Source organism: Streptococcus sp. X13SY08 (assembly GCF_001182825.2).
Lineage (GTDB): Bacteria > Bacillota > Bacilli > Lactobacillales > Streptococcaceae > Streptococcus.
The window spans coordinates 73,557-88,522 of the sequence record NZ_LFYO02000003.1 but is presented as its reverse complement, the minus strand read 5'-3'; the positions used below and the strand labels follow the sequence as shown (position 1 = coordinate 88,522).

At 41.9% G+C, this 14,966-nt stretch carries 14 protein-coding genes and 1 pseudogene; 5 read left to right on the top strand and 10 right to left on the bottom strand.

Annotated features, from left to right (window positions below):
• The first annotated feature begins 13 nt into the window (after positions 1-13).
• Positions 14-1,249: a DUF3114 domain-containing protein gene (locus AEX56_RS06115; RefSeq protein ID WP_160315179.1), complete on the top strand. Its 1,236-nt coding sequence runs from the start codon at positions 14-16 to the stop codon at positions 1,247-1,249.
• Here the strand turns inward: AEX56_RS06115 and radA are convergent.
• From radA to AEX56_RS06100, 3 genes are read right to left on the bottom strand one after another with little or no spacing between them, the layout of a single operon-like run.
• Complete coding sequence (radA, locus tag AEX56_RS06110) at positions 1,177-2,556, bottom strand: DNA repair protein RadA (RefSeq protein ID WP_082326195.1); 1,380 nt, start codon at positions 2,554-2,556, stop codon at positions 1,177-1,179. The genes AEX56_RS06115 and radA overlap by 73 nt on opposite strands.
• Positions 2,550-3,074 (bottom strand): histidine phosphatase family protein, encoded by a 525-nt coding sequence (locus tag AEX56_RS06105; RefSeq protein ID WP_049618357.1) that lies wholly within the window; start codon positions 3,072-3,074, stop codon positions 2,550-2,552. The genes radA and AEX56_RS06105 overlap by 7 nt, the downstream gene beginning before the upstream one ends.
• On the bottom strand, positions 3,075-3,518 hold the full coding sequence (locus AEX56_RS06100; RefSeq protein ID WP_049618356.1) for a dUTP diphosphatase: 444 nt from the start codon (positions 3,516-3,518) through the stop codon (positions 3,075-3,077).
• Between the two features lie 673 nt (positions 3,519-4,191).
• Here AEX56_RS06100 and AEX56_RS06095 point away from each other — a divergent pair.
• Positions 4,192-5,208, top strand: a complete 1,017-nt coding sequence (locus AEX56_RS06095) for an NAD(P)H-dependent glycerol-3-phosphate dehydrogenase (protein WP_049618355.1) — start codon at positions 4,192-4,194, stop codon at positions 5,206-5,208.
• 17 nt (positions 5,209-5,225) lie between these two features.
• Positions 5,226-6,134 (top strand): UTP--glucose-1-phosphate uridylyltransferase GalU, encoded by a 909-nt coding sequence (gene galU / locus AEX56_RS06090; protein ID WP_049618354.1) that lies wholly within the window; start codon positions 5,226-5,228, stop codon positions 6,132-6,134.
• Positions 6,135-6,165: 31 nt separating this feature from the next.
• Here the strand turns inward: galU and AEX56_RS06085 are convergent, their stop codons facing one another.
• Positions 6,166-6,840, bottom strand: a complete 675-nt coding sequence (locus AEX56_RS06085; RefSeq protein WP_049618353.1) for a rhomboid family intramembrane serine protease — start codon at positions 6,838-6,840, stop codon at positions 6,166-6,168.
• Between the two features lie 157 nt (positions 6,841-6,997).
• Here AEX56_RS06085 and AEX56_RS06080 point away from each other — a divergent pair, with 157 nt between their 5' ends.
• Positions 6,998-8,344, top strand: a complete 1,347-nt coding sequence (locus AEX56_RS06080) for an MATE family efflux transporter (protein ID WP_049618352.1) — start codon at positions 6,998-7,000, stop codon at positions 8,342-8,344.
• 116 nt (positions 8,345-8,460) lie between these two features.
• On the opposite strand, the gene AEX56_RS08695 is transcribed toward AEX56_RS06080, so the two are convergent.
• Both AEX56_RS08695 and AEX56_RS06070 read right to left on the bottom strand, forming a co-directional pair.
• Positions 8,461-9,162, bottom strand: a complete 702-nt coding sequence (locus AEX56_RS08695; RefSeq protein ID WP_053093947.1) for a hypothetical protein — start codon at positions 9,160-9,162, stop codon at positions 8,461-8,463.
• A 113-nt stretch (positions 9,163-9,275) separates the two neighbouring features.
• The gene (locus AEX56_RS06070; RefSeq protein ID WP_049618351.1) at positions 9,276-9,803 is read right to left on the bottom strand and encodes a 5-formyltetrahydrofolate cyclo-ligase; all 528 of its coding nucleotides are present in this window, start codon (positions 9,801-9,803) and stop codon (positions 9,276-9,278) included.
• Between the two features lie 231 nt (positions 9,804-10,034).
• Here AEX56_RS06070 and AEX56_RS06065 point away from each other — a divergent pair, with 231 nt between their 5' ends.
• A complete protein-coding gene (locus tag AEX56_RS06065) occupies positions 10,035-11,027 on the top strand; it encodes an alpha/beta hydrolase fold domain-containing protein (RefSeq protein ID WP_049618350.1) in 993 nt (330 codons plus the stop codon).
• Between the two features lie 42 nt (positions 11,028-11,069).
• On the opposite strand, the gene AEX56_RS06060 is transcribed toward AEX56_RS06065, so the two are convergent.
• From AEX56_RS06060 to ulaG, 4 genes and pseudogenes are all read right to left on the bottom strand, one after another.
• Positions 11,070-11,600 (bottom strand): hypothetical protein, encoded by a 531-nt coding sequence (locus AEX56_RS06060; protein WP_049618349.1) that lies wholly within the window; start codon positions 11,598-11,600, stop codon positions 11,070-11,072.
• 104 nt (positions 11,601-11,704) lie between these two features.
• Entirely contained in the window at positions 11,705-12,574 is an 870-nt protein-coding gene (locus AEX56_RS09070) for a transketolase-like TK C-terminal-containing protein (RefSeq protein ID WP_236683025.1), read from the bottom strand.
• Positions 12,575-12,733: 159 nt separating this feature from the next.
• Positions 12,734-13,562, bottom strand: a pseudogene (locus AEX56_RS09065) (transketolase); the annotation flags it as partial.
• Between the two features lie 122 nt (positions 13,563-13,684).
• Positions 13,685-14,776: an L-ascorbate 6-phosphate lactonase gene (ulaG, locus tag AEX56_RS06050; protein ID WP_049618348.1), complete on the bottom strand. Its 1,092-nt coding sequence runs from the start codon at positions 14,774-14,776 to the stop codon at positions 13,685-13,687.
• Positions 14,777-14,966: the final 190 nt, after the last annotated feature.

Sequence of the window (14,966 nt, the reverse complement as noted above, 5' to 3'; positions counted from 1 at the left end):
AATTAGGACGATTATGAAAAAATATATGATTGGAGCATTCCTCACCATTGGGCTTGGAGCTCTGCTATTTTTCTTCTACCAAGAAAATCAATATACTCAACAGCACGAGGATTTTCTGCCAATTTTTGAGAAAACCGTTGGACAATCTCCCGGCTATAAGGCAAGTAGTTGGCGGGAAAAGCGGAGCATCAGACGTCAGGTGCTTGAGGACATTGAGCGTCTTGATAAAATGGGCTGGAGTAAAACAACAATCCAAAAAGGCTATTTGGAGACTTTAGGAGATATATCGGATAACCAAGAGCCTATGGCTCAGAAGCTTCAAGAAGCCTATGAAGATACACTTCTAATCGGACAATCAGGTTTTATGGACTTGTGGAACGCTGATATGGAGGATGTGAGCCCACTTGCAGCTCAAAATCGGTTACAAGTTCTTATGAATTATATACACTTTCCTAAGAAGTTAGTGCAGGATCCAAAAGAAATAGAGCATTTATTAAGAGCCTTCTCTCCCCAATTATCTCCTATTGACCCTTTTTGGCAAGATTTAGCAGATACGGTTCAGGCAGCCTTTCCCCTAGGAACATTAGCCCACGACGGCAAACTTCAAAAGCAAACCCACCAGCTACGCTACCTCATTTCTGCTCAACAAGTACAATGGGTCCGAGATAATTTCCGATCTGCTCAAGAAGACGATCGAACAGCGCTGGCTAAATACTTAGCAACTTTAAAAGAGGATGATTATAATTTGAATGAATCCTCCCGACTTCACAATAAACTTGCAACAATCGACAATGGCAAAAAATCGGACCAAGAAGCGCAATACGCAGATGATATTTCGCAAAATAATTTCAAAGTCGTCCTACATTTCCATGCAGAATTTAACCTATCTGAAAACGGTAAATTTCTCAACAAAATAGATCCCGAGGATACGAACGAAAATGGAATTGTAAATGGCGCAAGTTTTAATTATGCCGACAAAAATGATGCTGTCCACCAACAACTAGATGTTGACCCAGTCAAACTGCACGACCCTAAGTTTATTGTCAAGGAAACGGATAACGAAACGGTTCATGCTAATGAAAAAGAGGCTTCAGACTTTGAGTCTCCTAGTAAAAAAGAAGAGAGCGACGAAAATAACACAATAAAGTGGAACTCCGTTTGGAATTCCATTTTTTCTTATGCAAAAACCTTCTGCAGAACCTCTCCTAGCGTGGTGACACCAATGACCTGGATGCCCGTAGGCACCTGAATACCTGTCAAAGAATTTTTGGGTACGTAGACTTTCGTAAAGCCTAGTTTTGCTGCTTCATTGATTCGTTGCTCAATGCGGTTGACACGGCGGATTTCCCCCGTCAAGCCGATTTCGCCGATGAAGCACTCTTGAGGATTGGTCGGCTTATCCTTGTAGCTGGACGCGATAGCGACAGCGACTGCTAGGTCAATAGCTGGTTCGTCCAAGCGGACGCCTCCAGCTGATTTGAGATAAGCATCTTGATTTTGTAAGAGAAGACCTGCTCGTTTTTCCAGCACAGCCATGATCAGACTGGCACGGTTAAAATCAAGTCCCGTCGTTGTTCGCTTAGCATTACCAAACATGGTTGGCGTGACCAAAGCCTGTACTTCAGCTAGGATAGGACGCGTTCCCTCCATGGTCACGACGATGGCAGATCCTGTCGCACCGTCTAGCCGTTCTTCCAAGAAAACTTCGCTAGGATTGGTCACTTCAACTAGACCCTGAGACTGCATTTCAAAAATGCCGATTTCATTGGTAGAGCCAAAGCGATTTTTGACTGCTCGCAAAATACGGAAGGTGTGCTGGCGTTCGCCTTCAAAGTAAAGAACGGTGTCCACCATATGCTCCAGAGTACGCGGTCCAGCCAGCGTACCTTCTTTGGTCATGTGGCCGACGATAAAGGTGGCAATATTATTGGTCTTGGCAATCTGCATGAATTCATTGGTCACTTCACGGACCTGACTGACAGAACCTTGAACACTGGAAATTTCTGGACTCATAATGGTTTGGATGGAGTCAATAACCAGAAAATCAGGCTTAATTTTCTCAATCTCGGTACGGATGCTCTGCATATTGGTCTCTGCATAGAGACAAAACTCGCTGTCAATGTCGCCCAAGCGCTCGGCGCGCAGCTTGATTTGCTGAGCAGATTCTTCCCCAGATACATAGAGCACGGTGCCGATAGTAGATAGCTGGGTGGAGACTTGTAAGAGTAAAGTAGATTTCCCGATGCCAGGGTCACCGCCGATCAAAACGAGGCTTCCTGGAACCACACCACCGCCAAGCACTCGGTTAAATTCGTCCATATTGGTCTTGGTCCGTGCAACCTGAATAGAAGACACTTCATTCAGCTTCATCGGGCGCGTCTTTTCCCCTGTTAGACTAATTCGCTCGTTTTTGACCTCGGCCACTTCTACTTCTTCGACAAAGCTAGACCAAGCACCGCAATTGGGACAACGCCCTAGATACTTGGGTGAATGGTATTCACAATTTTGACAGACAAAAGTTGATTTTTTCTTAGCGATGATGGTTTCCTCTACAATTCTACTTCAATAATTTGGCAATACTCAATCATTTCTAGTGGAGCAAAAGGCCGCATGAGCATGCCATGACAGACGATGATCACACAATCGTAGTGCCGATACTGTTCGAGCGCTGTCAGAAAACGTTCCTTCATTTGACTAGCAGTTTCATAGCAAACTGGCGAATGAACCGGCAATTCTCCATTATAATCTTCATATAGTTGAACCGCTTGCATAGCCTCGTCTCTAGTTGCATTTTGGCCTGTCATATCTGGCCTCCACTCATGAAAGAAGGGCTCAACCAAGAGTGGCAGATGGATTTCACGGACAATAGTTGCCGCCGTTTCCAAGGCTCTTGTAACAGAGGACGAGACAATGACCTGCGCCTGCAATAAACGATTATCTTTTGCCATTCTAGTTGCGATCGCTCTGCCATTTTCCGACAAGGGAGCCAAGTCACGTCCAAAACCTGTGTAAGTACTTTTGCCATCTAGCATGCTATAATCTGGCTCACTATGTCGCACAAAAAGAATCTTCATCTATTTTCCCGTAGAGCCAAAACCGCCTGTGCGCTCGCCTGTCGCCTCATCACCATCTGCAACAAGGAAGGGTGCAAAAACAGCTTGAACAATGCGCTCGCCGACTTCCACAACAACCGTTTCATCGGTAATATTTTTCATTTGTGCAAAGATATGTCCCTCATTGGCTTCATTGCCATAATAATCACCATCAATGACCCCAACTGAGTTGATGAGGACCAAACCTTTCTTACGTGGATTGGACGAACGGTCATAAAGATAGAGTACCTCAGTCTCTTGCATGTAGGCTTTGTTGCCTGTTGGCACTAGCTTAATTTCACCTGGGAGCAATTCCACGCGCTCCGCTGCTTTTAAATCATAGCCCGCTGCATGGGCAGTTTCCCGCTTGGGCAACAAGTTTTCGTCTGTAAAACGAGATACTAACTCAAATCCACGAATTTTCATACATTCTATCCTCATTTCCTTGATTTCTTTCCATTATACCACAGAAATCAGGCACAGAAAGTCACCAAGCTGAAAAAGACCCTTTCCTGTTTTATTCGTAAATTCTCGGTAAAATAAAAAAAGATCAGCACTAGCCCATCCTTCTTCAGGTGATTCATTTAAAAGTCATGGGAAAATGGATGCAATGGATGAGCGATAACTATCGTTTTACGATCCTGTTGCTATCTACTACAGCTTTGGAGGGGGGCCATTAACTAGTCTAACCACCAGATTGGTAGAATTACTATTGCCGTCAGCCCTATTAAAAAGACGAGAACGATTCCTGTCTTCTTTCTAGACCTTCATCCTTTGAAATCCTTTATGCGCATCTCAAATCTCCATGTGTTAATCCTATTTTATCATAGATTTTTTCCTTGCCTAATATATAAATCCTATAACTTTTTTAGGTTTCTTTATCAGATAACAGTCCATTCCTTTGAGAACGAAACTGTTTCAAACATGCCCATTTTATAGAGAAAAAATACTAAATATAGCTTTTTACTATTTCACCTGCCACTTCTTTCCCTGGTTGGATGAGAAAACGCTCCCAACTAAATAAGCTAAGCTTGTCTTTATTTACCCGCACAGCTCCGTCTATGGTATAATAAGTTAAATGCAGCAAAAAGGAGAAAACATGACAAAACAAACCATTGCTGTCTTGGGCCCAGGTTCTTGGGGAACCGCCCTCGCACAAGTACTCAATGATAACGGACATAATGTCCGTATCTGGGGTAATTCAGCAGAACAAATTGATGAAATCAACGAACATCATACTAACAAACGTTATTTTAAGGATATTGTCCTTGATGAGAACATTGTAGGCTACAAAGACTTAGCAGAGACGCTCGATGGCGTAGATGCCATACTTTTCGTAGTACCAACCAAGGTGACGCGCCTAGTGGCTCAACAAGTGGCTCAAGTGCTCACAAAAAAAGTGGTCATCATGCACGCTTCTAAAGGTCTGGAACCGAAGAGCCATAAGCGTATATCAACCATCTTGGAAGAAGAAATTCCAGCTCAACTCCGTAGCGAAATTGTGGTTGTTTCAGGACCAAGTCATGCCGAAGAGACTATTAAGCGTGATATCACCCTTATCTCTGCAGCTTCTAAATCCATGGAAACAGCAACCTACGTTCAAAATCTCTTTGGCAATTCCTACTTCCGCCTTTATACCAACACAGATGTCAGCGGTGTTGAAACTGCAGGTGCTCTCAAAAATATTATCGCAGTTGGCGCAGGCGCCCTTCATGGACTGGGTTATGGAGACAATGCAAAAGCTGCCATCATTGCACGCGGCTTGACAGAAATTACCCGCCTCGGCGTCGAAATGGGTGCTAATCCTCTGACCTACAGTGGTTTATCAGGAGTCGGGGACTTGATTGTCACCGGAACTTCTATTCATTCACGCAACTGGCGAGCAGGAGACGCTCTGGGGCGCGGTGAAAAGTTAGAAGATATCGAACGCAATATGGGCATGGTTATCGAAGGGATTTCGACTACCAAGGCAGCCTACGAACTAGCACAAGAATTGGGCGTTTATATGCCAATTACGCAAGCTATTTACAGCGTGATTTACCAAGGAGCTAGCATGGATGAAGCCATCAAAAGTATCATGGCTGGTGAATTCCGTGCTGAAAATGAATGGTCTTAAAAAATATGGAGAAGAATATGACAAAAAAAGTTAGAAAAGCCGTTATCCCCGCAGCTGGTTTGGGAACCCGTTTCCTTCCTGCTACTAAAGCTCTCGCTAAAGAGATGCTGCCGATTGTAGACAAACCAACTATCCAATTTATCGTCGAAGAAGCTCTCAAATCAGGTATCGAAGATATCCTAGTAGTCACTGGTAAATCCAAACGTTCTATCGAAGATCATTTTGACTCAAACTTTGAATTGGAATTCAACCTCAAAGAAAAAGGCAAAACAGATTTGCTCAAGTTAGTGGATGAAACCACTGGCATTCGTCTTCACTTCATCCGTCAGAGTCATCCAAAAGGGTTAGGCGATGCTGTATTACAAGCCAAGGCTTTTGTCGGCAATGAACCTTTCGTCGTTATGCTAGGTGACGACCTTATGGACATTAACGGTACGGAAAAACCATTAACTCAGCAATTGATTGAGGACTACCAAGCAACCCATGCATCTACTATCGCAGTTATGCCTGTTCCTCACGAAGAAGTGTCCGCTTACGGTGTCGTCGCACCACAAGGCGAAGGTGTTAATGGCCTTTACAGCGTTGAGACATTTGTCGAAAAACCAGCACCCGAAGATGCCCCATCTGACTTAGCCATCATTGGTCGCTATCTCTTGACTCCTGAAATCTTCAATATCTTGGAAAATCAAAAACCAGGAGCAGGAAATGAAGTGCAATTGACAGATGCAATTGATACACTCAACAAAACACAGCGCGTATTTGCTCGTGAATTCAAAGGCAATCGCTACGATGTTGGTGATAAATTTGGTTATATGAAGACTTCAATTGACTATGGTCTCAACCACCCACAAACCAAAGGTGACCTGAAACAGTATATCATTGATCTTGGTAAACGCCTAGAAGGTAAACAACATAAAGAAAAATAAGCTAAAAAGATTGGGGAACCCAATCTTTTTTCTATGCTATGATCGTAAGAATGAAAAATCCGATGAGAACAAAATAGAGAGCGCAAGCTAAGTAGCTCTGCCATTTTGCAAAGAGCTGACCTTCATGTGGTGGAGTAATCATGACAGCACAGAGCAAGCCACCGACCAAACCACCCAAATGCCCTGTCAGACTAATAGAGGGTGTCAAAAAGCTAATCGCCAAATTAACCACCAAGAGACCGACATATCGCTCGCCCAAAGCCTTGATATGGGGACTTTTAGCATGATAGCGAAGCAAAGCCATGAGATCAAAAAGCCCAAAGAGCGACGTGGAAGCCCCAGCAGTCACTACGGCAGGAGTAAAATAGAGCACAAAAGCGTTCCCCATCACTCCAGACAAGAGATAAATAGCGAGAAATTTCTTCCAACCAAAAAGCTCCTCCACCTGATAGCCCAAAACGTAGAGCGTCAGACTATTAAAGAGAAAATGCTCCCAGCCAATGTGAACAAAAATAGGCGAAATTAGGCGCCATAGTTGACTTGGGTCCATCTTGATGGCATAGCCCAAAAGTCCACCAAATTCGTAAATTGTATAGGCGTCTGTCGTACGACCAACACGTAACATTTGGATTGCAAAAAAGACTGCTGCCGTCAAGGAGAGCAGTGCATTTGTAGCTAGAAATCGTTTATCAAATGCTTGCTTCATTTATTTCTTATGTACACTTTCTGATTCAAAGTTTTTTCTTTCTAGTATGATAGCATGATTTATGATTTTTTTCTAAACCTAACCTTGCTCTTGCTATTTAAAACAAGTTTTCTTAGAATAGTAGTGAGATTTATAGTGGAAAAAGATAGGAGAAGACATGCAGGATTTAACCAAAGGGAGTCCCATTCGCATCATTTTGTGGTTTACAACTCCCTTGCTGATTGGAAGTTTCTTCCAACTGGCTTATAATTTTGCCGATAGTATGATTGTTGGGCACACCTTGGGACAGACTGCTTTTGCTAGTGTCGGTGCTACAGGAAGTTTGGTTTTTTTAATCATCGGATTTGCTCAAGGGTTGACGTCGGGATTATCCATTGTGACCTCTCAAAAATTCGGCGCTGGAGACCAGATAGGCGTCAAAAAAAGCTTTGTACATGGACTCTTTTATTCCATGGCAGTCAGCCTAGTCCTTTCCATTTTAGCATTGATCTTTTCTCGCTCTATGCTGGTTCTCATGCAGACACCTGAACGCCTATTAAACCATGCACATGTTTTTCTCTTAGCCATATTTGGTGGGATGATTTTCACAATCCTCTTTAACTACCTATCCAGTGCTATTCGTGCTCTAGGAAATTACAAAACACCCTTGATAGCGTTGATGATTGCTTGCCTTATCAACATTATTTTGGATTTTGTTTTCATCTTAAACTTCCACATGGGAGTCTTCGGCGCAGGCCTTGCCACCATTATCGCGCAAGCATTTTCCGTTTTCTATCTTCTTTTTTACATCCATTTTAAGGTTCCTTATTTTCAGGTTGGATTAGCCGATTTGAAACTAGATAAGATAAATCTGAAAAATCACGCTCGACTTGGATTTCCTATGGCTTTTCAAGCTAGCATCATCGCTCTGGGTACCATTACACTGCAAATCGCGCTCAATAAGCTGGGAACAGATGCTGTTGCTGCGCAATCTATCGCCAGTAAAACAGACCAATTAGCTATGTTTCCTATGATGAATCTAGGACTAGCTATCTCGACCTTTACGGCGCAAAATTATGGTGCCAAGCAATATCAACGTATCTTATCAGGCTTGAAGAAAACAGTTATCATCAATATTCTCTGGTCCATTTTCTTTGCTACCCTGCTGATCGTGTTCAATCGTTTCTTCTCAGGACTCTTTGTGGCAAATGCCAGCCCAACCGTACTAAATCTCGTATTGACCTACTATATTATCAACGGTTGCTGTTACTGGATTTTGTCCATCCTCTTCATTCTACGCAGCTTTATTCAGGGTCTAGGCTACGGTTTTGTCCCCACTTTGGCTGGTTTTATGGAGTTAATCATGCGAGCAGATGTCGCTATTATCGGTCTCATATACTTTGGATTTACAGGAGTAGCTACTGCTAGTCCCGCCGCTTGGATTGGCAGCGTCCTCGTTCTCATCCCAAGTACCCTTATACTCACGCGCCAGCTTAAAGCACGAACTATAGAAAACAAAACGTAAAAAGCCTAGCCTCAAACTTTTTCAATGGATGTTTTTCCAGAAAGAGTTTGACAGCAGGGCTTTTCTTCTTCAATTATTTTTTTGAGAAGCTAACTTCAAAAACAAAATCTTTTTGCTTAGTTGTCTGATAGATATCCCAGAGTGATCGCCAATGTGTGCAGGTGTGCTTCTGTTACACGGTAGTTTTCCGGGACATCCCATTCAATAACATTGTCAGGATACATTTGCAAGCCTAAGTCCAATTTATCCGTCATTTTATTATCATAAGAGAAAATTTGTGCCCCGTCAGTTGTTTTATAGATAACCTGTACAAAGAGAGCATTCTCTTCATCCATTGAATTTTTTAAACCATTTGGTCCTACTGGTGGTTCCACTTGATTCATACCATCTAGAACAGGTTGTTCAGGCTTGATTGGTTCTTCAACATTTTGTGCTGGTTCAGGAACAACTGGTTGAGCTGTTTTTTGCGCAGCAATTCCATAAAAGGCAGTTCCTTCTTGGTTCCAACCACGCTTTGCCAATACTGTATATTCATTGGCATCTTTCGTATACAAATGAACTTTCAAACCTTTGTGATAAAGACGATAAACGACATCACCTTGATTATCTGAAGTGGTCCAAGCAGTTCCTTCTTGGCTCCAACCACGTTTTGCTAATACTGCGTATTCATTTGAATCTTTGGTATAGAGATGAACTTTGAGTCCCGTATGGTAGAGACGATAGAGAGGTGTGTCTGCGTGAACTTGCGCACTCGCTGATAAACCGACAAACAAGAAAACAAGTGCCAGCAAACCAGCTACAAAAGATTGCTTTTTCATATAAACTCCTTATAGCAATCCTATATATATGCATTTCAAAATTTCACAAATTACTTTTGTCCATCTAAATACAGTAAAAATCTCCTCATTATGCATTAAAAAGAACTCTGCTTTTACAAATAACAGAAACTTTCTACTGGAATATCAAAGTTTTCTTTCGCAAACTCCTGCGACTGAAAAGGATAAATAGTCGACACCGATCTCCCAGAAAAATCCTTCAGATAGCGATCATAATATCCACCACCAAAGCCAATGCGATACCCCTCCTTATTCCAAGCTAGACCTGGCACATGAATGAGATCGATCTGATCCGGGCTAATTTCTTTGTCAGAAATGGGCTCGCGAACACCAAAGGAACTTATTTGAAGCTGGGCAGCGTCATATTCCACAAATATCATTCTTCCTTTTCCAAAGGTTTTGGGAACGAGGACTCGTTTCCCATCCGCGAGAGCAGCGTCAATCAACAGTTGTGTATTAAACTCAACGTCCATAGATAAAAAGGTGGCAATAGTCCCAGCTTCTTGGTAAGCAGAGGACGCTAGGATTTGTTTCGTTAGCTCTTTATCCCATCTTACCTTCTCAGTACTATCTAGTGCTTGGAGTTGCGCAATCATCTGCTTTCGTAGCACAGCTTTTTTCATCAAAGACTCACTTCCTCTAAGAAATCACCAGCAACTTCTAGCAAATAGAAATGGTGCTTTCTTTTTTCTTCTATTATGCCAAAAAAGAGGACATTTGTCAGAAACAATCAAATTTTCTTTCCAAATATTTGTTACAGTTTCCTATAATAGAGGCATTGACATGATCCATTTTTTTGCTAAAATTTTTTTGATGCTGCAAAACAGCACAACTATTATGTCATCGGAGGTCATATGAAAAAGAAAACACTCTATCTCATCCTACTTACAGGACTTGTTCTATCAGTAAGCATCCTTCCCTTAAAGGCATGTGCGGACAGCCAGTCTTGGAAAAGTTGGTTGATTGAACAATATTTTTGGTTACGTGGTGATAAAAGTTACTACGATCAGCAAGATGAAGCTATTTTTGACCAGTATGTCAAATCATCTGGCGAAAAAAGCAATCTCGGCTTCTACCTATCAACTAGCGATGTCAACGGCCCATTGAAATATGATTACGTTTCTAGAGAATTTCAAGCTTATACCTGGAACGACAATGAGAAACCCGATCAAAAAGTGATCTTTTATCTTCACGGCGGTTCTTATCTAAACAATCCGTCTTCTTATCATATCGCAGCCCTACGCAAGATTTCGGAAAAATTGGATGCAAAAATCGTCCTTCCTATCTATCCTAAGGCTCCAACTTATCACTATCATAAGGCCATGCCTTTGCTCGTTGATTATTATAAAAAGACTCTAAAAGAAACCAAAGCCGAAAATCTAATCTTAATGGGAGATTCTGCTGGAGGCGGGCTAGCTCTTGGTTTGGCATTAGCCCTCAAAGAAGAGCCCGAAAAACCAGCTATGCCAAAAGATATTATCCTGCTTTCTCCTTGGTTAGATGTCTCAATGGAAAATCCAGACATCAAACAATATGAATCTGTTGACCCCATCTTGTCAGCTTGGGGATTGGAACGCGTTGGTCAACTCTGGTCCGACCATAATGTCAAGCACCCTTATGTCAGCCCTATTTACGGTGATATGGCCGGCTTGCCAAAAATCACTTTATTTGTTGGAACACACGAGATTTTTTATCCAGATATTACTAAATTTGCAAAGCAATTAGCAGATAGTAAACATCCATATGAGCTGATTGTCGCTGAAAAAATGAATCACGTCTATCCGATTTATCCTATGCCTGAAGCGGAAACTGCACAAAATCAAATCGTCTCCATTATCCAACAATAGCCATAAAAAAACGGCCTTCTACAGAAAGTCGTTTTTTTTTGACTATTGTTCCATCAGATTCTCTGCTTGTTCTCTAATGGTTGTCATGGCTTGTGTGAGCTGGTCGCGAGCTGCTTTTAATGTCGACACCAATGTCTCACGTACTGAATCAGGGATAGAGGCATCGTCATCGCCGATTGTCGCAAACTGTTCTTCTAAAGCCTTATATTGCTCATCCATCATTTGCACCAGTTGCTCACGATATGGAGTCAAATTTTTCTGGGCTACTGGCGGAACTTGTGTGACTAACTCATCAAAATCGGCCACGTAAGAGTCCATTAGTGATCTAAAGGCTTGCTTATAGTCTTCCAAAGTTTGAACTGCTTCAATTTCTGCATCAGAAAGGTATGTGATCGTAGATTCCTTTAGAGTCATTGCAGTGCTAGCAGTCGTTTCTTCCGTAGAAGAAGTTTTTTCTATCTTAGATGAGCTAGAAGAAGCCCCGTCTTCCTTCTTACCTCCCCAATTTGAACAAGCGGTCAATGCTAAAATAGCAAGTAAAGCTACAGCTGATGTGATTCCTTTATTTTTCATATAAAAACTCCTTATTATGTACTTTATTTTACCATTCCTTGTGACAAAGGTCTACTGGTCTCTGTACATAAAAGCCTGACTTCACAAGAAAGTCAGGCAATCTATTATAAGCTATTGACTACTGAAACGACATTTTCAACAGTGAAGCCATAATTGTCAATGACCGTTTGCGCTGGAGCTGAAGCACCAAAGCGGTCAACACCGATCACTTGACCATCTAAACCAACATACTTATACCAGCTTTGTGTCGCTGCCATTTCGATTGCAACACGACGGCGAATATTGGCTGGGAGAATTTCTTCTTTGTAGGCAGCATCTTGTGCATCAAAAATATCTGTTGATGGAACAGAAACCACACGTACTTTTGTACCAGACTCTTCTAATTCTTTTGCAGCTTTGACTGCCAAGTTCACTTCTGAACCAGATGCCAAGAGAATGGTATCAAACCCTTCTGCTTCATAAACTACGTAAGCACCTTTAGCTACTTTAGCAAAATCAGTACCTTCTTCAACCGTCAAGTTTTGACGAGTCAAGATCAAAGCTGTTGGGGTAGATTCACTTGTAAGCGCCAAATACCAAGCAGCTTGTGTTTCACGCGCATCAGCTGGGCGAATAACGTTGAGGTTTGGCATCGCACGAAGTCCTGCCAAATGTTCGATTGGCTCATGTGTTGGACCATCTTCACCAACTGCGATTGAATCATGTGTGTAGACATAGGTCACAGGTAATCCTTGAATTGCAGAAAGACGCATGGCTGCTTTTGCATAGTCTGAGAAGACTAAGAATGTACCACCATATACACGCAAACCACCATGAAGAGCCATACCATTCAAGATAGTTGCCATGGCAAATTCACGAACACCAAATTGAATATTACGTTCAAGTGGATGTTCAGAGTCTTGCAAACCTTCCCCTTTGATGAAAGTCATATTTGAATGTGACAAGTCTGCAGATCCACCAAGGAAGTTTGGCATGATTTCAGCAGCTACGTTCAAGGCATCTTGTGAAGAATTACGAGTCGCTTGTGAAAAGCCATTTTCAATAGCTGGGAAATCTTCTGGTTTGATGACAACGGGATCTTTACCAGCCAAGATAGCAGATACTTCCTCAGCTAATTCTGGATAGGCAGCTTTGTAGTCTTCTACCAATTGAAGCCAAGCATCATAACTTGCGACACCACGATCTGCTACATGTTCTTTGAAATCTGCATATACTTTTGCTGGAACTTCAAATGGTGCATATTCCCAACCAAGATTTTCACGAGTAGCAACGACTTCGTCTGCACCAAGAGGAGCACCATGTGAAGAGTTAGAACCCGCTTTAGCTGGCGAACCATGACCGATAATGGTCTTGATTTCAATCAAGGATGGTTTACCAGACGCTTTAGCCGCCTCAATAGCTTGGTTAATCGCATCAACATCTGTACCATCTTCTACCAAATCTGTGTGCCAGTTGTAAGCTTCGTAACGAGCACGAACATTTTCTGTAATACTCTCGGAAGTTGGTCCATCCAAGTTAAGTATAGTGGTCAAAAAGATTGTAACCCTCTTTATTATATTTAGCTGCAAGGAAGCGTTCTGCTTGCGCAAAACCAACCGCAGTTGAAATCCCTTGTCCAAGAGGACCCGTTGTAGCATCAATACCAGCTGTATGCCCTACTTCTGGGTGCCCGGGTGTTTTAGAATTCCATTGACGGAAATTTTTCAACTCATCAAGAGTAACATCCTCATAGCCCGTTAAATGCAATAAAGCGTAGAGCAACATAGATCCATGGCCTGCAGATAGTACAAAACGGTCACGGTTGATCCAATTTGGTTGTGCAGGGTTAACTCGCATATGATTTGTAAAAAGGCTGTAAGCCATTGGAGCTTGTCCCATCACTGCTCCCGGGTGTCCTGAATTTGCTTTTTCAATAGCATCAATGCCTAAAAAGCGAATGGCATTTACTGAAAGATTTGACATACTTTCCTCCTGTTTTTGAGATAAATCTATTATAACATAAAGCGTTTTCTATTGTTTAATTTTCGCTATTTACTGAATCAAATACCCACACATCGTCAAATGTGTAGGTATTGAACCTTATTTTACAACAATGCTTTGAATTGAATATTTGAATCTTCTAAGAAGCAATCATCGAAGCCACGTGGGTGGTGATATTCGATTCTATCTTTGTCTTGTGGGTAAGTGTATTTACCACCAACTTCCCAGATAAATGGATGGAAATCATATTGAAGGCGTTCTTTGCGCATGTTCCACAATTGAAGGATTTCATCTGTTGAAGCCATAAGGTTTGACCAGATGTCGTAGTGAACTGGGATAATAACTTTAGCACGAAGATTTTCGGCCATACGAAGAAGGTCAATAGATGTCATCTTATCTTGAATGCCAAGTGGGTTTTCACCATAGTTGTTCAATGCTACATCAATCTTAAAGTCACGACCATGTTTTGCGAAGTAATTAGAGAAGTGTGAGTCTGCACCATGGTAAATTGTTCCACCAGGTGTTTCAAAGACATAGTTAACAGCCTTGCGAGCCATTTCTTCGTCCGTCACAGCAAGACCAGCCAATTCACCATCTTGAGCATCTGCAACGTCAACAGGAAGGGTTACCAAGCAAGTACGATCAAATGATTCAACAGCATGGACCGTCATATCTTTCAGTTGGAAAGAATCACCTGGTTTTACAATCATGATACGATCTTCAAGAACACCCCATTTTTTCCAGATTTCACCACATTCATAAGGACCTACAAATTTTACATGGTCTAATTTTGGATTGTTAATAATCGCTGCTGCAGTATTGATATCAATGTGATCGCTATGGAAGTGTGATACCAAGTAGTAATCTAGTTCATTGATTGCAAATGGATCAATTACCATTGGTTGAACGCGCAAGTTTGGTTGCAATTTGCGCACACCCGCCATGTTGGCCATTTGATGTCCGCGTACCATATCTTTCACTTTTTTGGTAGATTTACCACGAGCTGACCAAAGGTCCATGACAATATTTGCACCGCCAGGTGTTTTAACCCAGACACCGCAATTTCCAAGCCACCACATTGCGAAGTTTCCTTCTGGCACCACTTCTTCTTCAATCTCTTCATTGAGCCATGTTCCCCACTCTGGGAAAGTTGAAAGAATCCATGATTCACGTGTAATATCTTGTACTTTAGCCATTATATTTCCTCCGAAATTCTACTGTTTTGTAGTTTACTACAGTTACAGTATATCCTTAAAAACGTTTCCAAAAAAGACCAAGTGTCACACACTTTTATGTTCAAAAATGGATGGTTTGTCTCATCGATTATTTTTGAACACAAAAAATCCCCAGCTCTATCTTTCTGCCTATCAGAAATAGCTGAGGTCT

Excerpts from the sequence above, each read along its gene's own strand:
- AEX56_RS06115 (WP_160315179.1), top strand. The coding sequence starts at position 14 with ATGAAAAAATATATGATTGGAGCATTCCTCACCATTGGGCTTGGAGCT.
- AEX56_RS06105 (WP_049618357.1), bottom strand. The coding sequence starts at position 3,074 with ATGAAGATTCTTTTTGTGCGACATAGTGAGCCAGATTATAGCATGCTA.
- AEX56_RS06100 (WP_049618356.1), bottom strand. The coding sequence starts at position 3,518 with ATGAAAATTCGTGGATTTGAGTTAGTATCTCGTTTTACAGACGAAAAC.
- AEX56_RS06095 (WP_049618355.1), top strand. The coding sequence starts at position 4,192 with ATGACAAAACAAACCATTGCTGTCTTGGGCCCAGGTTCTTGGGGAACC.
- galU (WP_049618354.1), top strand. The coding sequence starts at position 5,226 with ATGACAAAAAAAGTTAGAAAAGCCGTTATCCCCGCAGCTGGTTTGGGA.
- AEX56_RS06085 (WP_049618353.1), bottom strand. The coding sequence starts at position 6,840 with ATGAAGCAAGCATTTGATAAACGATTTCTAGCTACAAATGCACTGCTC.
- AEX56_RS06080 (WP_049618352.1), top strand. The coding sequence starts at position 6,998 with ATGCAGGATTTAACCAAAGGGAGTCCCATTCGCATCATTTTGTGGTTT.
- AEX56_RS08695 (WP_053093947.1), bottom strand. The coding sequence starts at position 9,162 with ATGAAAAAGCAATCTTTTGTAGCTGGTTTGCTGGCACTTGTTTTCTTG.
- AEX56_RS06070 (WP_049618351.1), bottom strand. The coding sequence starts at position 9,803 with ATGAAAAAAGCTGTGCTACGAAAGCAGATGATTGCGCAACTCCAAGCA.
- AEX56_RS06065 (WP_049618350.1), top strand. The coding sequence starts at position 10,035 with ATGAAAAAGAAAACACTCTATCTCATCCTACTTACAGGACTTGTTCTA.
- AEX56_RS06060 (WP_049618349.1), bottom strand. The coding sequence starts at position 11,600 with ATGAAAAATAAAGGAATCACATCAGCTGTAGCTTTACTTGCTATTTTA.
- AEX56_RS09070 (WP_236683025.1), bottom strand. The coding sequence starts at position 12,574 with ATGCCAAACTTCCTTGGTGGATCTGCAGACTTGTCACATTCAAATATG.
- ulaG (WP_049618348.1), bottom strand. The coding sequence starts at position 14,776 with ATGGCTAAAGTACAAGATATTACACGTGAATCATGGATTCTTTCAACT.